The organism is Ehrlichia ruminantium, assembly GCF_009728835.1.
Taxonomy (GTDB): Bacteria; Pseudomonadota; Alphaproteobacteria; order Rickettsiales; family Anaplasmataceae; genus Ehrlichia; species Ehrlichia ruminantium_B.
Map to the genome: position 1 here is coordinate 1,328,543 of NZ_CP033455.1, position 20,226 is coordinate 1,348,768.

Annotated in this window: 15 protein-coding genes; 8 read left to right on the top strand and 7 right to left on the bottom strand. The window is 29.8% G+C overall.

Annotation, left to right across the window (positions count from 1 at the left end):
- The first annotated feature begins 1 nt into the window (after window position 1).
- The 6 genes from EDL80_RS04530 (at window position 2) to EDL80_RS04555 (ending at window position 7,156) form a co-directional block, all read left to right on the top strand.
- The gene (locus EDL80_RS04530) at window positions 2-610 is read left to right on the top strand and encodes a LolA family protein (protein ID WP_158406987.1); all 609 of its coding nucleotides are present in this window, start codon (window positions 2-4) and stop codon (window positions 608-610) included.
- Window positions 611-1,297, top strand: a complete 687-nt coding sequence (gene rnc / locus EDL80_RS04535) for a ribonuclease III (protein WP_158406988.1) — start codon at window positions 611-613, stop codon at window positions 1,295-1,297.
- Window positions 1,294-1,827 carry a cytochrome c oxidase assembly protein gene (locus tag EDL80_RS04540; RefSeq protein ID WP_158406989.1) on the top strand — a complete coding sequence of 178 codons (534 nt, stop codon included), beginning with the start codon at window positions 1,294-1,296 and terminating at the stop codon, window positions 1,825-1,827. The genes rnc and EDL80_RS04540 overlap by 4 nt, the downstream gene beginning before the upstream one ends.
- Before the next feature lie 540 nt (window positions 1,828-2,367).
- Complete coding sequence (locus tag EDL80_RS04545; RefSeq protein ID WP_158406990.1) at window positions 2,368-3,684, top strand: M16 family metallopeptidase; 1,317 nt, start codon at window positions 2,368-2,370, stop codon at window positions 3,682-3,684.
- A 2-nt stretch (window positions 3,685-3,686) separates the two neighbouring features.
- Window positions 3,687-5,054, top strand: a complete 1,368-nt coding sequence (locus EDL80_RS04550; RefSeq protein WP_158406991.1) for a M16 family metallopeptidase — start codon at window positions 3,687-3,689, stop codon at window positions 5,052-5,054.
- Window positions 5,055-6,499: 1,445 nt separating this feature from the next.
- On the top strand, window positions 6,500-7,156 hold the full coding sequence (locus EDL80_RS04555) for a hypothetical protein (protein ID WP_158406992.1): 657 nt from the start codon (window positions 6,500-6,502) through the stop codon (window positions 7,154-7,156).
- 272 nt (window positions 7,157-7,428) lie between these two features.
- Here the strand turns inward: EDL80_RS04555 and lspA are convergent, their stop codons facing one another.
- Together lspA and EDL80_RS04565 are read right to left on the bottom strand one after the other, a co-directional pair.
- The gene (lspA, locus tag EDL80_RS04560) at window positions 7,429-7,884 is read right to left on the bottom strand and encodes a signal peptidase II (protein WP_158406993.1); all 456 of its coding nucleotides are present in this window, start codon (window positions 7,882-7,884) and stop codon (window positions 7,429-7,431) included.
- Window positions 7,881-8,801 (bottom strand): bifunctional riboflavin kinase/FAD synthetase, encoded by a 921-nt coding sequence (locus tag EDL80_RS04565; protein WP_158406994.1) that lies wholly within the window; start codon window positions 8,799-8,801, stop codon window positions 7,881-7,883. The genes lspA and EDL80_RS04565 overlap by 4 nt, the downstream gene beginning before the upstream one ends.
- A gap of 73 nt (window positions 8,802-8,874) precedes the next feature.
- On the opposite strand from EDL80_RS04565, the gene grxC reads away from it, so the two are divergent.
- Window positions 8,875-9,129, top strand: a complete 255-nt coding sequence (gene grxC / locus EDL80_RS04570) for a glutaredoxin 3 (RefSeq protein ID WP_196492755.1) — start codon at window positions 8,875-8,877, stop codon at window positions 9,127-9,129.
- Window positions 9,130-9,816: 687 nt separating this feature from the next.
- Here grxC and prmC read toward each other — a convergent pair.
- The 4 genes from prmC to EDL80_RS04590 all read right to left on the bottom strand — a co-directional run bounded on the left by prmC (window position 9,817) and on the right by EDL80_RS04590 (window position 15,322).
- Window positions 9,817-10,659 (bottom strand): peptide chain release factor N(5)-glutamine methyltransferase, encoded by an 843-nt coding sequence (gene prmC / locus EDL80_RS04575; RefSeq protein WP_158406996.1) that lies wholly within the window; start codon window positions 10,657-10,659, stop codon window positions 9,817-9,819.
- Between the two features lie 6 nt (window positions 10,660-10,665).
- Window positions 10,666-11,466 carry a type I methionyl aminopeptidase gene (gene map, locus EDL80_RS04580; RefSeq protein ID WP_158406997.1) on the bottom strand — a complete coding sequence of 267 codons (801 nt, stop codon included), beginning with the start codon at window positions 11,464-11,466 and terminating at the stop codon, window positions 10,666-10,668.
- 1,021 nt (window positions 11,467-12,487) lie between these two features.
- The gene (locus EDL80_RS04585; protein WP_158406998.1) at window positions 12,488-12,709 is read right to left on the bottom strand and encodes a hypothetical protein; all 222 of its coding nucleotides are present in this window, start codon (window positions 12,707-12,709) and stop codon (window positions 12,488-12,490) included.
- A gap of 1,008 nt (window positions 12,710-13,717) precedes the next feature.
- Window positions 13,718-15,322 (bottom strand): hypothetical protein, encoded by a 1,605-nt coding sequence (locus EDL80_RS04590; RefSeq protein WP_158406999.1) that lies wholly within the window; start codon window positions 15,320-15,322, stop codon window positions 13,718-13,720.
- Window positions 15,323-15,606: 284 nt separating this feature from the next.
- Here EDL80_RS04590 and EDL80_RS04595 point away from each other — a divergent pair, with 284 nt between their 5' ends.
- Window positions 15,607-15,843: a hypothetical protein gene (locus EDL80_RS04595; protein ID WP_158407000.1), complete on the top strand. Its 237-nt coding sequence runs from the start codon at window positions 15,607-15,609 to the stop codon at window positions 15,841-15,843.
- Between the two features lie 1,629 nt (window positions 15,844-17,472).
- Here EDL80_RS04595 and EDL80_RS04600 read toward each other — a convergent pair.
- Window positions 17,473-19,116, bottom strand: coding sequence for a hypothetical protein (locus EDL80_RS04600; protein ID WP_158407001.1), 1,644 nt, complete (start codon window positions 19,114-19,116; stop codon window positions 17,473-17,475).
- Window positions 19,117-20,226 lie beyond the last annotated feature (1,110 nt).

Here is a 20,226-nt window from a genome sequence, read left to right on the forward strand (position 1 = left end):
TATGAGGGTAAGAAAGTTATTATGTGCGTTCTGTTTAGTATTCTCTCTGAGTCTATATTACAGTTGTAATACATACTCTGCTGACATAAGAGTAGATACTATTAAAAACGCTCTTACATATTTTGACGCTGTACGTTCTTTTAAGGCAGAGTTTATACAGATTTCTTCTACTGATAATATTCCACGCTATGGACAAGTGCTTATGAGAAAGCCAGGACTTCTGAAATGGAATTATTACCCACCTACCCCAGTATCTATTATCATTAAAGGTAAAACTATTTCTTATTATGATAGAGAACTTGAAGAGTACTCTTACACAACTATTAACAGTCCTATTATTAACTTATTAAGTTCCGACATGAAAAATATATCAACTATAGATTTTGTAAATATAGATACAGTCAACAATCAAAAAATAGTGACTCTATATGATAAAAAGTCAGAATCACAGGCAGAAGTTATTTTTAATATCAATCCAATTACTATCGTAGGATTAAATATATCAAATCCAGATTCTACAACCAGTATTCAATTTTACAACATTAGTAGTAACATCCCTATAGATAAGGCAGAATTTAAGCATGATATATCCCACTATTATTCAGAATAAATGACAACAAACAACATATCAGAAATTATAGGATATAGCTTTAAAAATACTCAATTACTTAATGAAGCTCTAACTCATCCAAGTGTTTCTTCTTCTAAAGATAGTATGAATTTCAACTATGAGAGGCTTGAATTCTTAGGAGATGCTGTATTAAACCTAGTTATCTCTGAGATGCTATTCAATATCTTCCCTAAAGATACAGAAGGTAACTTAGCAAAAAAGAAAACGGCATTAGTTTGCGGTACAAAGCTAGTAGAAGTTGCACAATCCATAAATTTAGGAACATTTATCATTATGTCCGATGGTGAAAGAACTTGTGGTGGAGCAAATAATTCTAGTAATTTAGAAAATGCATTAGAAGCATTGATAGGTGCTATATATCTCGATGGAGGACTAAAAGCAGCAAAAAATTTTATTTTCTTATTTTGGAAAAATTCTGCAAAACACATGAAAGTACCACCACAAGACGCAAAAACTATATTACAAGAATGGGCACAGAGTAAAGGACTACTTGCTCCAAGTTATCATATTGTCAATAAATCTGGTCCAGATCACAACCCCATCTTTACCGTAGAAGTAAGAATGCATTCATATGAAACACTACAAGCAACTGGCAATAATAAAAAAATAGCTGAACAAAAAGCAGCAAGCTTAATGCTAGAAAAAATTAACTACAAAACAAAATGACAAAGAAAATAAAAAACACTATCTATTTATTAATATCATTAACATTATCTATGTTGTGCCTAGCATATGCTTCAGTACCATTATACAGTATATTTTGTAAAGTTACAGGATATGGAGGAACAGTAAGAATAAAAACAACCAAGCAATCTAAACTAGGTAAAACTACTATTAAAGTAAGGTTCAACGCAGACATAAACCAAGAACTTCCATGGAAATTCTATCCTGAAATACCTTACACCATTGTAAAACCCGGAGAGCAGAAATTAATTTTTTATAGAGCAGAAAACTTAACTAATGAATACGTTTCAGGTATGGCTGTATACAACGTTACCCCTTATAAAGCAGGTAAATATTTTAATAAGGTTGCTTGCTTTTGTTTCACCCAACAAACGTTATCTCCTTATCAAAATACCATCATGCCAGTATCATTTTTTATAGACCCAGACATAGAAACTGACCCTGAAACATCTGATGTAAAGTTAATAACTCTTTCATATACTTTCTTTAAATATAAAGAAAATAGTAAATAATCAACTCTTTAATAGATATTCTTTCCTTCAAATACATTACACACAAATATAGACAAGATCACAATTACTTAGAAACTAATAAAAATAATATTCTTAAAAAACCTGTAGTATATTTATCACTAGTACTTCAATATTTAGTTACTCACTATAGGATAAACATCAAACTAAAACACCATAATAGAACAAGCACTAACAAACTAACAGATTATCTCATACAAACTAGTAGTTTAATTTCCTACTGTACCATTTACGTCGATGAGGAATACACAGTCTAATATTGATCTTATGCAACATGTACATAATTTTTTTCTTTTTGTATTTACAATTTGATATTTTGCATTATAAATAACCTGATTTTGCCTATTACAGCATAAGTAAACAACTTAACATTTATAGTTCAAACAATATATTATGAGGTAAGTTGATGTAATCAGATTAATAGTTTTACAATAAAAAAGTAATAAGCTTATTAGCACATTAACATTTATAAACTACACCATAAGTTTTTATTAAAATTAGATAATTACAAAGGTTAAAATCATGGTTAGATTTTTTGTCTTATTCTTAATAATCCTCTGTACGACAACCAGTAACGCCCTATCATTAAATGTCGAAGTAATTCATGAAAAGTTAGATAATGGGCTAGAAATATACATCTTACCTAATCATCGCAGTCCAGCAGTCATGCATATGGTACTATACAAGGTAGGTGGATCTGATGATCCGGTAGGATATTCTGGGTTAGCCCATTTCTTTGAACACTTAATGTTTAGTGGAACAGAAAAATTTCCAAACCTCATTACAACTTTAAGCAGTATAGGCGCAAACTTTAATGCAGGGACTTCTGAATCTTTCACTATGTATCATGAATTAGTACCAAAACAACACTTGCCTCTTGTAATGGATATCGAGTCAGATAGAATGCAAAATCTAAAAATTACCGACACTGCATTTAACAGAGAACAAAAGGTAGTTTTGGAAGAAAGAAAAATGCGTACTGAAAGCCAAGCAAGAAATATTCTATTAGAAGAGATGCAGAATGCATTTTATTACAATGGGTATGCTAGGCCTGTAGTAGGATGGGAACATGAAATTAGTCAATACAATAAAGAAATAGCAGAAGCTTTTTACAAGTCACATTATAGCCCAAACAATGCAATATTGGTTGTAGCAGGAGACGTAGATTCGAAAGAAGTTATTAAACTTGCAAAACAATACTACGGTACAATAGAACCTCGTAATCAAGAATTCCCACGTGTCCCAAGGCTAGAACCTAAGCACAAGGTAAATATGACCGTTACATTAGAAGATGAGTCAGTAGAAGTACCAGAATTATTCTTAATGAATCAAATACCAAGTAATCTTACAAAAAACTACATAACAAACATGATCATAGCAGAAATACTTGGCAACGGTAGATTTAGTATGCTGTATAATGATTTAGTACTCAATAATCCAATTGTAACATCCATAAACACAGATTATAGTCACTTAGTATACAGCGACACTTTTCTTCAAATCCATGCTGTACCTAAAGATGGTATTACTCTACAAACAGTAGAAGAAGAAATCTATAAATGTATAAACAATTACATAGAAAATGGTATACCAGAAGAATACTTAGAAGCTGCAAAATATAGAACAAAAGCACAGATAACCTATGCTTTTGATGGATTAGATTTTATATCACAATTTTATGGAATCAGTTTAATTCTTGGAATACCACTATCAGAAATCAATAACATGTTTAACCTAATTGATAACATAACTATTGACGATGTAAATTCCACTTTAAAGAACATTTTTCAAAATAATGCAAAATTTGCTGGATATCTATTACCTAAATTAGGGGCATAATTATGAGAAACGTATTATATTATATAGCAACATTTATTTTCTTTATAAGCACGTCTTACAGTACTTATGCAGACAGTAATGTAAATATCAATGTACAAAAGGCAACAACAAAAAATAATGTCAGTTATTTATATGTTGAACACCACAACTTACCAACCATTTCATTTACACTTGCATTTAAAAAAGCAGGATATGCATACGATAAACCAGACAAGCAAGGACTTGCATATTTTACATCACAAATACTAAAGCAAGGTTCACAGAATAGCAGTGGTCTTGATTTTATCAAGCAACTCGAAAGTAAAGGCATTACATTAACATTCGATGTAGATCAAGACAATTTCTACGCCACTATAAAAACCCTATCCGAAAACTTTGAATATGCACTATCACTATTAAGTGATTGTTTGTTAAATCCAACAAACAACGAGGAAATATTCGATAGGGTAAAAGATGAACACATTGCACAGATTAAATCCTTATATAGCGCCCCTGACTTCATAGCAACAACTGAATTATTTAATACTATATTTGAAGGACATCCATATTCCAATAGAGGCAATGGAACATTAAGCACCGTAAATAATATCAATGAGGAAGATGTACAGTCATACGTTAAGAGTAGTTTTGATAAGAACCAAATAGTTATTAGTGCAGCAGGAGATATCAACCCAAACGAGTTATCAAATTTATTAGACAAATACCTGCTATCTAAATTACCATCTGGTAATAATAATAATAACATACCAGATACCACTATTAACAAAAAACATAACTTATTATATGTTGCTAGAGACATACCACAAAGTGTAATAATGTTTGCAACAGACGGGATACCTTATAATAGCAAAGATTATTATGCAGCAGATCTATTCAACACTATCTTAGGTGGATTAAGTCTAAATTCAATATTAATGATAGAATTACGTGATAAGTTAGGATTAACATACCACACTAGTAGTAGATTAAAGAACATGGATCACAGTAGTATACTAAAAGGAGTATTATATACTGACAATACCACAGTAACAAAATCTATGTCAGTTTTTAAAGAAACTATAGAAAATATTACAAAAAATGGTATTGATGAAGTAGTATTTTCACTTGGCAAGTCCAGTATTATTAATTCTTTCGTACTTTCACTACTAAATAATGATAATGTTGCAAATACATTGTTAAGTATGCAACTACATAACTTAGACACTAACTACATAAACAATCATAATTCCCATTATGAAGCTATTACATTAGACGAAGTAAACAAAGTAGCAAAGAAAATCTTATCCAATGATCTTGTGATAATTGAAGTTGGAAAAAACAATAACATGAATGGTCAGGAAATTAATGTTAAACAAAATATGCTAAGTTAATACCTATTAGGTAGTGTCTTAATACATAACATTTGTGTAATTATAGCTAAATAAATATTTTTGGTTATCACTTATCAAAAATATTTATTTTGCAATTACACATTCATGTAGTGCATTATAACTATAGTATTTAACATAGAATATAAGATAAGCACTATTTACTTATAACTCATATTCATTATACACAACTTTGTAATAGATTCTATTGTTATAACAATTCCTTACATATATATACACATCAATAAAATATAAGACATATATTTACAATATATAATGTTGCAAATCATGTATTGGAAAAAAATTAACCATACTTTAAAACAGGTCATAATAAAATCTACTTAACATTTAAAATTATATTATGGATAATACTCAATTAAATAAGATCCTATTCACTAGTTTTACAGTAACATTTATATAACAAACTACATAATCATAACTTCTTCTAATACTAAAAATATACTCACCAGCACATACAACGTTCATATAACATTTTCATCTTCATTATAACAATAGCCTAATTATACTACTTATATAATAAACTTGGTTCATATGTTCTACTTAGATTAAAAATTAATATTTACTAAATTAAGCTAGATACCTATATCTTTGTACAAATCACCAAGTACCTTAACCTGCATCGTAGTTAGTATAGCAACATGTTATCCAGTATATTGTATTATCGGATATAACTTAGACATGTTAATACAAGGCTAAAATAATTAAAAACTCGTGATTTATTCATTATTGCTAAAACTCTTTTAAATTATGAACACAGCATATATATTTAAATGCCATAAAGCTACATTTTTAACATCTAACCTGATATTAACTAACTTTAACCACCATGTTCTAATTATTATATTTTATACATAAATTAGCTACAGTACTTATAACATACAGACAGACTGCTAACACCTATATAACCACAGTTGACAGTTGACAGTTGACAGTTGACAGTTGACAGTTGACAGTTGACAGTTGACAGTTGACAGTTAAATCATATCCTTTTGCTTTAAAAAAGCAAGAGATACTCATTATATTAAGTGATAATTTCTAACAGATTATAAATTGCATTATATTTAAGTAACTAAATAATAATAAAAGTATCTCAGCATAAAAAAGTTTAATTAAGAAGAAAAAAAACATATTAATTTATTATTAGTTTTGAAAAATAATCTTTCCAGTAAGAAAAATTGTACCAATATTTTTTACACAACTAGTATGTATAAAGGTCATAACTATTTCCATACTTTTTTACAACCTATTATCAACCAAAAGGTAACATTACCACTTCTTAAATCTAGAATAGTTCATAATACTCACTGCAAAACAAAGATACCAATATTAGCAGGAATACAACTTTAACGCACTTTAGCATGCTTGACAAAATAACATTAGTTACTTAGAATGTTATGTGTGTTTACTTAATTTATGGTATGATCAAAATGTTAGCTTTCACTAAATCTAAACAACATGAACAGGCTAAAGCAGCTGCCTTGTTGTTAGCATTATTAAGTTTTGCTATAGCAATATACTGTACAACATCCTTGATGAAACAATTTAGTGCTCCCGGATTACTGAAAAACCCTCATTTTATTGCATTAATAGTCGCTGCTGCAGCTTTTATCGCATCCTTAATAGCAGTAGGTATAATATCTCATTTTAACAATTCCTATATTAAGAAAGAAAAAGAAAAACCAGAAAATCGTTTTGCGCAATATTATGGTCATGCGCATAACATGTCAACTGTAGTACTAGCCGCATCTGCCGCTGTATCTCTTGTAATGTCATCAGCACTGTTTGGGTCAATACTACAAGGTGCTGAAAATGGTATTATAGGTGCTTTAGCTAGTACTACCAATCCATTATGTATAGGGTTGTTTGTCTCTTTAGCAATATTAGCGTGTTCAATAATGGCACTAGCTATAAAAAGTGTAATAGCACAAGACACTCAATATAATTATATATTCATTCATAGCGATAAACCGCTCACTGAAAAAGGTATAGAAAAAGTTTGTGATAGTTTTGTGGAAGAGCCATACATAATACAGTTCATTTCTGTTAATCACCAATCACAACAAGCACAAGCAGGTCATCAATAAGAGTGAAGACCGTATTACGGAAGCTGAGTTATTGTATGTGGTTATGTTTAAGTTGCTTACTGTTTATTTCACGTGTGTTTTTTATTCTTATTTTAAGATGTAGTCTAATGTACTTTAATCTAGGTTTTTATAGCATACTGTTATAATTTAAGAAGAAACGTTATGAGACCCGTTAGCTTATTGCATTAATTCTGTTATCTTAGGTACAACAATACTACTCGCATAGTTTGGCCTTAATGAATGTCATATTTACATTCATAACAGTACAATAACTAAGCGTCATTTTTTTTATCCGCTAATACGCTTTTTGTAAATATTATACTTATCCCCAACACTATAAAAAAATCTGCAAAATTAAAGGCAGGCCAGTGCCAGCTTTGAACGTAAACATCAATAAAATCATACACAGCACCATATACTATTCTGTCTACTATATTTCCTATAGATCCCCCAATAATCATAGCTAGTGATAATCTATCAACCAAGCATGATATCAAAAAACAAAATAAGATAACAGTAATAACAATAGATATACCACAGAAAACAAGATTACTGTACATAAAACCATTCATTATACCAAAACTTATCCCAGTATTCCACACTTGAGCAAGTCGTAAAAAACCACAGATTTCTATTACATCAACATTTTGCAATAGAAACATAATGTACCACTTACTAATTTGGTCTATAAATACTAATACACAGATTATTAATATGTACTTTTTCATAAGATTTGTTTTACTTGAATAATATCATTACTAATTTGCTGCTTTAATTTATCAATATCATTAAATTTACATTCAGGACGTATAAATTCTAATAACCTAATAGCCACTGACTGATCATATATGTCATCATCAAAATCAAAAACATGCATTTCCAGAATAGGAAACACAATATCATTAAATGTAGGTCTTAAACCTATATTCACAATTCCATACAACCATAGACCGTTATTATTAACTTCTATAGAAGCAGCATACACACCAAATTTTGGTACCAGTATATGTTCAATATTAATATTGACTGTAGGAAAACCAATAATACGTCCCCTAGCTAGTCCTCGCATAACTTTACCATTAATCTGATAAGGCCTTCCTAAAATTCTATTTGCTAATTTCACTTTCCCAGCAGATAAATACTCCCTAACTATTGAAGAAGAACACAAAATATTATCTACAAACAAAGGATCTAATGTCTTAACCTTATAACCATATACTATTGAATAATAATATAATAAATCTATATTTCCTGAACATGCATATCCAAAAGAACAATTATGTCCTGTAACAATACGTTTCATGCCATAGCTATCTACTAACACATCTTTAATAAAAGCTTCTGGAGAAAGTTCTGAAAATCTCTTATTAAAACTAATTACATACAAATAATCTATTCCACAACACTCTAATAGTTTTATCTTTTGCTCAAAATCCAAAAGTAGGAAACCACACTTATTTTGTAAATACATCAATGGGTGTGGCTCAAAAGTAACAACAGCAGATGCTAAATTTTCTTTAGTTGCAATACTTTGTATAGTATCAATTATAGCTCTATGTCCTAGATGTACTCCATCAAAATTTCCAAAAGCAATTGCAGTATTAACTTTACTTTCATACTTGGAATAACCATATATTATTTTCATAATAACATTTATAAAATTTCTCTATTTACTTTCTTTAATTACTATGATATCCACAAATATGCCATTAGATATCATGGGACACGCAGTGACAATTATAATATACACTAAAGACTTTTGCTTTTATTGTACTAAAGCAAAAGCTTTATTCAATAGAAAAAACATTCCATTTAAAGAAATCAACATCACAAATAATAGTACTCTACAGGAGGAAATGATACAAAAATCTAGTGGAATGAAAACTGTACCACAGATATTTATTAACGATGTACATATAGGTGGATGCGACGATCTATACAAATTATATGAATCCGGCAAGCTAGAGTTATAATACAACTATTACAATTCATAAACATTTTTAATTTTATACAAATGATATAACACCAAATACTCAATATTAATAAAATTAATATTTAAAAAACTATATTACTCAATTATAGGTAATATCACATTTAAAAGTAATGTATATTTTAAATACTATACTAATAACAGTCATATAAAACTTTAACATAAGCGTTTCATTTCTCTATGATTATCTATTTTCTCCAATTCATTGAATACATATAATGATATCAAGATCACTAAAATATATAACTTAATAATACATAAACACATTAACATATATACTAGACTAAAAAAAATTTCATATCTCATCAAAACTAACATAAGATAACTAGATAATATTATAAAATGGAGATACGTAGGAACTATACAAATACTTAAAGATGAATTCATTTTATCAGTATAATATATTAAATAATATAAAAAAATTTATATCTCCAAATAATTCATTTATTAATCTTACATATGTAGTATTAATCCCACTATAAATACTACATATCGAATATGTCCTATAAATTTCCATCTTTAATCAAAAATTACTTAAGATAAATCGACATATCACCTTGTTAATAACTCACTACAAAATATACTACTAAATCGAGAAAGAAATATTTTTCAAAATTTTAACTAACACTAGATAAAAAATATGATCTTCAAACCATAATAACAAGTTATTTCAGGCCTGTGTAACTACTATACAACGCTTTCTTCCAGATAAATCATAACAATATGAATGAAATTTTAATCCATATTTATACACTATACTATGAATCTTAGTCTGATCTTCTCCTATTTCTAAAATGGCAATACCATTCTTTTTTAAGCATCTTTTTATTACTACAAAAATACTAAAATAAGTTTCCAATCCTATTGGACCACCATCTAAAGCAATATATGGCTCATACAACTTCACTTCCGGTTGCAGTGTAACAATTTTACTTCTTCTAATATAAGGAGGATTACTAACTATCAAATCAAACATTTGATAACAAGTATTCCAAGAAGATAATCTCATATCAATTCTATTATACACTTTATGATTCTTAAAATTCTGGTATGCAACTCTATAAGCTTTTACACTTTTCTCTATAGCCACCCCTACTGCAAATCTATAATAAGAAAGCAATACTGTTAGTAAACATCCACTTCCTGTACCAAAATCCCCTATTATTAACCTACGATTCCTACAAGGATACATTGCAAGTACATAAGAAATAATACTCTCGCTATCCGGTCTAGGATCTAACACATGAGGATTCACAATAAAATCTGTACTCCAGAATTCTCGTTTACCTACAATGTGTGATACAGGTACATTTGAAGCACGTTTTTTTATCATACTCCAAAATATTTCCGTATCAGTTTCACTGACAGAAATATATGGATCTAATACTGTCACTAAACTATCAGTATTCATGAGATGTTGTATAATGACTTCTACATCACGTTTTGGATCTTTTATACTATGATTAGTTAGAAAATCAACAGCACTATTAAATAAAGAGATAATAGTATTCATTATAAGCTAGTATATATAGGGAGGATGATGTAAATTTTTTGGAGATAATGTGAATATCTCAACTCCATTTTCAGTAACACCCAAAGAATGTTCAAACTGAGCAGATAAAGAAAAATCTCTCGTTCTAACAGTCCAACCATCTTCTTTACTAAGTACAGTATGGTATTTACCACTATTGATCATTGGTTCTATAGTAAAAAACATTCCCTCTCTAATAACAATAGGATCATCTTCATCATAATAGTGTACTATACTCGGCTTAGCATGAAACACACGACCTAATCCATGACCACAATAATCTCTGACTATAGAATACCCATATTTTTTTATTTCCTTTTCTATAGCTAATCCAATCTGATTAAGCTTTTGTCCAGGAAATACTTGAGCAATTGCTACATTAAGTGCATTATATGTAGCTTCACATAGACGTTTTGCTTTAATTGATGGTTCACCAACCCAATACATTCTACTAGTATCTCCATACCAACCATCTAATATAACAGTAACATCTATGTTTAAAATATCACCATCTTTCAAAGGTAAATCATCTGGGATTCCATGACATACAACAGAATTCTTCGAAGTACAAATAGATTTCGGATATCCTTTATAACCTAATGGAGCAGGAATTGCCCCAGCATTGATAATGAAATCATGGCATAAATCATTTAATTTATTAGTAGAAATTCCAGGTTGCACATATGGTGTAATAAAATCTAAAACTTCCGCTGCAAGTCTTCCAGCATTACGCATATACTGGAAATCTTCTTTGCTATGAATAGTGATACCAACATTAAAATCATTCATAATATTCTACAATTTTTGTCTACTAATACCATCATACTAAATAACATAACCATTTACTTCATCAAAATAATCATTTTCTAAAAAGACATAATCCATTTATGATATTATACTATCACCCAAGATTAATCCTACAATGAATTCATACATAGAAATCATAATCATCAGTTGTTTAACATGCAAAATATATATTTTTATTCTTCACAACGAAGATGTTTATAGTACTTGTATATCTTCAAATTAGAATTTTATTCAATACTATAACTGTTTTTTTAATAAGCTTGTTTAAGATATATGTACTAAATGATTTCGCATAGAATTATGCTTACACTAACTTTTCAACTCATTCAACCTGTTTACATTATCATATAATCTCTAAGCTAAAATAAATACTAATTACTTAACATATTTATCTTTCAATCAAAATACCTATATTCTTGTACTAATCTACTTAAAACAAAGTGTTGACCATTTCTACATAATAAATAAAGCTAAAAAAGCTCCTATTACTCTACTTACAGCTTGAGGTTTTTACTAATAAACTGAATTATCTATGTCATAACTTCATGATCAATGCTAGAACAATTCTCATTCCATTTGACCATAGAGAACCAAATTCTATTTGTACGTAAAAGAATTATGCTGTATACCATAGAATTGCACACAATTTATCTTTAAAAGATTAAATGATCTGTGCTACAACTTCACCATCAATAGCAGAATAATTCCTATTCCATTTGACTATAGAGAACAAAACTCTATTTGTACGTAAAAGAATTATGTTGTATGCCATAGAATTTCACATAATTTATCTTTAAAAGACTAAATGATCTACATCACAACCGCATTACCAATGTTGGAGCAATTCTTGCTCATTAGGGTGTATAAGACACCTAAAACCTATTTGTACTTCAAAGAATTTTGTTGTATACCACAGAATTTCACACGTCTGGAATCTCATATGACCTACCTATTAAAAGATTAAATGATTTACGTCACAACCGCATTACCAATGTTGGAGCAATTACTGCTCATCACGGCGTATAAGACATCTGAAATCTATTTGTACTTCGAAGAATTTTGTTGCATGCCATAGAATTGCACACAATTTATCTTTAAAAGATTGAATGATCTGTACTACAATTCCACCATCAATACCGTAACAATTCCTACTCCATTTGACTATAGAGAACCAAATTCTATTTATACGTAAAAGAATTATGTTGTATGCCATAGAATTGCACATAATTTATCTTTAAAAGATTAAATGATTTGTGCTACAACTCCATCATCAATACCAGAATAATTCCTACCCCCTTTAACTATAGATAACAAAACTCTGTTTGCACGTAAAAGAATTATGCTGCATGCCACAGAATTTCACATAATTTATCTTTAAAAGATTAAATGATTTGTGCTACAACTCCATCATCAATACCAGAATAATTCCTACCCCCTTTAACTATAGATAACAAAACTCTGTTTGCACGTAAAAGAATTATGCTGCATGCCATAGAATTTCACATGACTTATCTTTAAAAGACTAAATGATCTACATCACAACCGCATTACCAATGTTGGAGCAATTACTGCTCATCAGGGCGTATAAGACATCTGAAACCTATTTGTATTTCAAAGAATTTTGTTGTATACCACAGAATTTCACACGTCTGGAATCTCATATGACCTACCTTTAAAAGATTGAATGATCTATAGCATAATTCTACAATAAATGCTTAAACAATGCTTACCTATCAGCATGTAGAAGACATCTGAAAACCCACTTGCACTTTGAAGAATTTCTGTCATATATTTACAAAATATCAAATGATTCACTTTCCAAAGACAGTGATATTTTAAACATATATGTTACTACCATGTTTAGATGGTTAGTATCGAAATACTAGTAGATTGAGTTGTTAATCTATTATTTAAAGTAAAATTCTCAAATAACACTACACATCATGTATCTAATCAACACGAAATACAACTTCCTTTCTATAAACACTTTATCTTCGTATTAATACATTGAACTACCTACCGTATCTCTTTACAATATAGTTGACCAATCAGAACACAATAACATCATAAAATAGTAAAAATAAAAAAATTTGTACCTATAAACATTAATGACATCATACAATATATTAACTTTTTGTCTAAGTATATAATTGTAAATTGCACATACAACCCTATATATAGGATTAATATCATGTTCAAAATATCACTTATCATACTCCAACTAAATAACAATCTATCTATGATATCCTTGACCATCTCCTCTTTGTTCTGGCACTGCTTCTGATTCTTCAATATCTCCACCCTCAACAAACAACTCTGATTGTGTTGCTAGAAGCTTCTCATATTCCTCTACCATGAAACTAAAAACATTTATAGCATCATTAGAAGTACACATTAATAGCTCGTCCACCATGTTCTCGACGAACATATCAAATGTTACTGTCTCTACCACAGACAAATTAGCTACTTTTAAAATAAACTCAGGAGAGCAACATTGCATCAAAGCACGCGTAAGTTTTATATTTCCTATCCTTACCACTTCATGTATTTTTAGGTAACTCATATATGCAAGTGCATACTTAACCAGATTTGTTTGTGCAATCAGCCTCCGCTGATGATAAGTACTATGAGGAAGTCGTACATGTCGAGCCAACTCACTAAATTGCATAACTATGCCTAAGATCATACTCTCTACTAATGTTTTTACTTTTGTATTTATATTTAAGGATTGATCACCCAATTTTACACGAATCAAATTACATAGTAATTCTAGTATTGCCTTATAATAATTCACACCATAAGGAATACGCATTTCACCAGAAATATGCCCTGGAAAATGACAAAACATCGTCTCTAAATCTAGAGAACAAGACAATAAGGAACTGCTTACAATAGCATGAGATTGACGTAATATATCCTCAACTGCTTTAAAATCAATTGAACTCATACGATATAAGATTACACATCTAGCTGCGTTAGCATAATTAAATGAGTTCAGTAACATTGACATTATTATATTATTCACAAAAGGTTGTATCATTCCAGGACAAGAAGTACACAATGATAAAACACAATAAGCCTCATTTTTTAAACACAATTTGCCATCTTGAACAATAAATAATTCCTTTAGAATACGACACACATATTTACGTTGCATACGCATCAAGCCAGCTAGTACATGTTTTTTCTTAAAAAAATATCCAGAAATATCATGTGTAATAGAAGGTAAGAATTCCGGGTTAACCCTACTTGGATCTTGAGGAATAAAAGCATCTTGAACAACAATACTAGGACTACGTTTAGTACTACTGATAGAACCAGCAATATCCAACTTTTCAAGCTCAGAAGTCATCTTACCTACAGGTAAATCTTGATCTTGGGTTATAGGACATTCAATAGGTAATCTTGTCTCATCCTTGCTAATACGAAGGATGACATATTCCTTACCTTCAGCTCTTTGTTTAGTTTTTGGCCTAGCACCTTGCGTTATATGTACACCTCCAACTACAGGACTTGTTTTACTTTTTGATACTTGCTTTACACTTCTAGTTTTTCGTTTAGTTTTTGGTCTAGCACCTTGCCTTATATATACATCCTCAACTGCACCACCTGGTTGAATTGCTGCTACATCAACATTACTGACTTCAGTACCTCCTTCAGCACCAGTTACATCACTTGTAGGTGTACTGTCTTCTATACCCGTATTGCCCGTTTGATCCTTATTATCAGACTCATCACTAGCACCACAGGCTCCTCTCTCCTGCACATCTCGTTGATCACCATTTCCTTCATTATTATTATTTTGCTTCTTTTTTTCTTTATCTGCACTAAATAACATATATAAACCCATTAACACACTATACTAATAAGTGTAACATAAACATAATAATTTCTAAATTCTTTTTTAAATATGTATAAATTTTTAATAGATTAAAAGGATAAAGTATCCAGTATTATTTAAATAAGAAATGTACACTTTCTACTTTAGAAATAGGAAAGAACGGTAATTTACTAATAAAACTCGTACAATTAAGATATAAAAAATCCAGCAACTGCAAACATTCATCTTCAATATACCTACCCTCTGATAAAAAATTCTATCCTTGTACTAATACATCCAAAATGAAATGCTTATTATCTTTACATAATGAAAAAGAAAAGCTGAAAATTTTGATTACTATACTTACAGTTTGGAATTTCACTAATAAACTGAATTACGTACATCACAATTTTACTATCAATACCATAGTAACTTTAATTCCATACAGCTATAGAGGATCAAATTCTATTTGTATTGCAAAAAATTCTGTTATGTGTCATGAAACTCCACATGACTTATTTTCAACAGCAAACATCTGAAATCTATCATATTTCGAAGAATTACGTTGTATGCCATAGAATTTTACACGTCTGGAATCTCATATGACCTACCTTCAAAAGATTAAATGATCTACGTCACAACCGCATCACCAATGTTGGAGCAATTCTTGCTCATTAGGGTGTATAAGACACCTAAAACCTATTTGTACTTCAAAGAGTTTTGTTGTATGCTATAGAATTTCACATAATTTATCTTTAAAAGACTAAATGATCTACATCACAACCGCATTATCAATGTTGGAGCAATTACTGCTCATCAGGGCGTATAAGACATCTGAAATCTATTTGTACTTCGAAGAATTTTGTTGTATACCATAGAATTTCACATAATTTATCTTTAAAAGATTAAATGATCTGTGCTACAATTCCATCATTAATAGCAGAATAATTCCTATTCCATTTGACCAATTAGTTGTATGCCACAGAATTTCACATGACTTATCTTTAAAAGATTGAATGATCTATGTCACAACCGCATTACCAATGTTGGAGCAATTCTTGCTCATCAGGGCGTATAAGACATCTGAAACCTATTTGTATTTCAAAGAATTTTGTTGTATGCCATAGAATTTCACATAATTTATCTTTAAAAGATTAAATGATCTATGTCACAACCGCATTACCAATGTTGGAGCAATTCCTGCTCATCAGGGCGTATAAGACATCTGAAACCTATTTGTATTTCAAAGAATTTTGTTGTATGCCATAGAATTTCACATGTCTGGAATTTCACATGACCTACCTATTAAAAGATTAAATGATCTGTGCTACAATTCCATCATTAATAGCAGAATAATTCCTATTCCATTTGATTATAGAGAACAAAACTCTATTTGTACGTAAAAGAATTATGCTGTATACCATAGAATTGCACATAATTTATCTTTAAAAGATTGAATGATCTGTACTACAATTCCACCATCAATACCGTAACAATTCCTACTCCATTTGACCATAGAGAATCAAATTCTATTTGTATTTTGAAGAATTAGTTGTATGCCACAGAATTTCACATGTTTGGAATCTCATATGACCTACCTTTAAAAGATTAAATAATCTATATCACAACTGCATCACCAATGTTGGAGCAATTCCTGCTCATTAGGGTGTATAAGATACCTAAAACCTACTTGCACTTTGAAGAATTTCTGTCATATATTTACAAAATATCAGATGATTCACTTTCTAAAGACAGTGATATTTTAAACATATATGTTACTATCACATTTAGATGGTTAGTATCGAAACATTAGTAGATTGAGTTGTTAATCTACTATTTAAAGTAAAATTCTCAAATAAAGTTACATATCACGTATTTAATTCACTCTAAATACAGTCACTACTATCGTTTCTTTCCCATAACCCATTTTATATTGTACTAACACTTTAAACTATTGTACTCTTTATAATATTCAGTTAATAGAGATCATAATATTATAAAATAGCAAAAATTATACCTACAAATACTAGTTAAGTTATAGATAAAACTATAATTAACAGTATGTTATGATTACTTTTTATCTCTAATATACCATTACACATAGCTTTCATAATCATACTCAATATCATGCCCAAATATCACTTATTGTGTATCAACGACACAACAAATTATCTACTATATCCTCCATCATGATGATGACCATGTTCTTCATAGTCATCATCATCTTCTTCTGGTATTGTTGCTTGGTATCCACCCTCAGTAAGTATACTGAAATCACAAGCTTCAAATATCCCATACCTCTCCACCAAATCTTCAAGTATACCAATAGCTTCATCTGTAGCATACATCATGATAACTTGTACTATCTCATGAACTATGGTATCAAATGTAAACTGTCTACTCTCAACAAGTTTAGGCAACATTTGTATAGTTCTAGGAGAACAAAATGCTAATATGGATTCTGTCAAGGTAAGATGACCAATTACTACTGGGTCATGTAGCCTCTTATAATACATCCTCATCATTACATAATTAATGTGACTCAACATTTGCATAAAAACACATCCTCCAGGATTAACTATAGGTTTCACATATTGAGATAATCCATAAAATTGTATACATATGTAAACTAGCAAAAGATTTACCATTTGTTTTTCGCTATATTTAAACTCTCTACATTTCCTGAGTTCGCGTACTAAATTACGAAACAATTGCAGTATTGCTTTATAATAATTTGCAGAATAAGGAAAACATGTGCCCTGTATAGAATCCGGATAATTACACAAAAGTGAATCTATAACACGATGAGTAGTATGTGTACGCTTACATAGCATATTAAAAATGCAACGCAACATATCCTGTACTGCTTTAAAATCAAGTGAATTCATACGATAATATACAATATACTGACCTGGATTACCATAACCAAACGCATTAAAAAACATTGACATAATAATCATATTCATCAAAGGTTCTATAATTCCAGGACATGAAGTATACGATCCCAACACACTAATCACTTTACTTCTTAAAGCAAGATGTCCTGCAGTACTAATATGATACAATGACAGTAACATATTACATACAAAATTACATTGTAGGTATCTTAGTTCAGCAGAGTTACTTTTTCTTCTACTAAAATATCCAGAAATATCACGATTTATAGGATCCAAGAGGCTAGCATCAATTATATCAATATCCTCAGGAATAAAAGCATCTTCAACAACAATACTAGGACCACGTCGACTACTAACAGGGTCAGTAATATCCAACTTTTCAATCTCAGAAGTTACATGATCTACAGATACAGCTTGATCTTGGACTACAGAAGATTCAATAGACAATCTTTCCTCACCCTTGCTAACATAACGATCTACACCTTTCTTACCTGATTTTGCACCTTTAGCTTTTATTTTAGCTTTTGGTTTAGCTCCCTGCGTTATATATACGTCCTCAACTGCACTACTTGGTTGAGTTACTGTTACTGGCTTTGTACCTCTAGTTTTTACTTTAGTTTTTGGTCTAGCACCTTGCATTACATATACATTCTCAACTACACCACTTGGCTGACTTACTGGTACAGCAACACCGCTGATTTCAGTACCTTCCTCAGCACCTCCTTCAGCACCAGTTACACTGCTTGCAGGTACACCTTCTTCTTCTTCTCCTACACCTGTACCTACTGTCTGATTTTTGCTGTCAGACTCATCATCAGTATTACATGCCCCCTGTTTTTTATCACCTTGTAAATCACCATTTTCCTGATCATTATTATTTTTTTTATCTTTTTCTTTATCTTCACTAAATAACATATAAGAAACCTATTAACACACTGTACCAATAAGTGTAATATAAGATTAATAACTTTTAAATTTTTTTAAATTGTATAAAATTTCACCAGGTTAAAAATAATAAAACATCTAGTATTATTTAAACAAAAAAAATGTACACTTTCCATTTTAGGAATAGGAAAGAACGGTAATTTAGCAATAATGCTTGTATAACAAGGTATAAAAAAATCCAGAAGTTTATCCTAAATCTCTGAATCAAAATAAGATGTGAATTTTATCTTTTCGAACAGTGAAGAATTCAAATCATTACATCACATTAGTAGATCTATACGATATCACAAACATAGCTATCTATTAAAACTGTTACAAACACTATGGTGTATAGAATTTAAAATATTTAATTTAAATCTCTTTAATCAATGATAAAGATTTCTGTATACCATACTCACATTATCCACTATACAACAATAGTTGACATGTGTTGAAAACCACAAAATACATAATTTTTACTACTTACTTAATAACAAAACAACATATCATCAATCAATAGCAAAATTTACTAGCATGTAATAAAAGAAGTGACTGGAATGATTTAAGTATATTTATACAATAGTAATAATTTTAATGAGGTCAATACAGTTTATAAGATTAGTAATATAGAGACTTTATTAGAAAAGCGTAAGCCATCATTATATAGAAGTTTACATCTGAAATACGAGGAAATGAATATAATTCTAGTAATTTTGATTTACATCACATTTATTTGTTATTTAATTAGAAATCACCCATTACATCACAGTATTCATAGTTCATAGACCTTGTCAATATTTAGAAATCAACACACTAGTCAACGAAAAATTTGAGCAACTTTAATAGTGGTACAATACACAAGTTTAACAAATTACACTAACCTTAGCCTAATTATAGCTTTCAATAAAAAACTTATCTTATATTTCCACATTATTAAGTATAAGAAAGCAAAATAGTTAGTACTCCCTAGATACCTATAAAATACACCTGTATAACACGTGATTAATATTATCTCTATCTAACATTGTAACAAAAAACACGTGGCTTATATTTTTCACAACATAGCTTGTAACTTAACATAAATCAATAACATGACATGAA

What these genes read in the sequence shown, in the direction of transcription:
- grxC (WP_196492755.1), top strand. Translation starts at nt 8,875, where the DNA reads ATGGGACACGCAGTGACAATTATAATATACACTAAAGACTTTTGCTTT.
- EDL80_RS04540 (WP_158406989.1), top strand. Translation starts at nt 1,294, where the DNA reads ATGACAAAGAAAATAAAAAACACTATCTATTTATTAATATCATTAACA.
- EDL80_RS04555 (WP_158406992.1), top strand. Translation starts at nt 6,500, where the DNA reads ATGTTAGCTTTCACTAAATCTAAACAACATGAACAGGCTAAAGCAGCT.
- map (WP_158406997.1), bottom strand. Translation starts at nt 11,466, where the DNA reads ATGAATGATTTTAATGTTGGTATCACTATTCATAGCAAAGAAGATTTC.
- EDL80_RS04585 (WP_158406998.1), bottom strand. Translation starts at nt 12,709, where the DNA reads ATGTGCAATTCTATGGCATACAACATAATTCTTTTACGTATAAATAGA.
- prmC (WP_158406996.1), bottom strand. Translation starts at nt 10,659, where the DNA reads ATGAATACTATTATCTCTTTATTTAATAGTGCTGTTGATTTTCTAACT.
- EDL80_RS04595 (WP_158407000.1), top strand. Translation starts at nt 15,607, where the DNA reads ATGAAATGCTTATTATCTTTACATAATGAAAAAGAAAAGCTGAAAATT.
- lspA (WP_158406993.1), bottom strand. Translation starts at nt 7,884, where the DNA reads ATGAAAAAGTACATATTAATAATCTGTGTATTAGTATTTATAGACCAA.
- EDL80_RS04565 (WP_158406994.1), bottom strand. Translation starts at nt 8,801, where the DNA reads ATGAAAATAATATATGGTTATTCCAAGTATGAAAGTAAAGTTAATACT.
- EDL80_RS04550 (WP_158406991.1), top strand. Translation starts at nt 3,687, where the DNA reads ATGAGAAACGTATTATATTATATAGCAACATTTATTTTCTTTATAAGC.
- EDL80_RS04600 (WP_158407001.1), bottom strand. Translation starts at nt 19,116, where the DNA reads ATGTTATTTAGTGAAGATAAAGAAAAAGATAAAAAAAATAATAATGAT.
- rnc (WP_158406988.1), top strand. Translation starts at nt 611, where the DNA reads ATGACAACAAACAACATATCAGAAATTATAGGATATAGCTTTAAAAAT.
- EDL80_RS04530 (WP_158406987.1), top strand. Translation starts at nt 2, where the DNA reads ATGAGGGTAAGAAAGTTATTATGTGCGTTCTGTTTAGTATTCTCTCTG.
- EDL80_RS04590 (WP_158406999.1), bottom strand. Translation starts at nt 15,322, where the DNA reads ATGTTATTTAGTGCAGATAAAGAAAAAAAGAAGCAAAATAATAATAAT.
- EDL80_RS04545 (WP_158406990.1), top strand. Translation starts at nt 2,368, where the DNA reads ATGGTTAGATTTTTTGTCTTATTCTTAATAATCCTCTGTACGACAACC.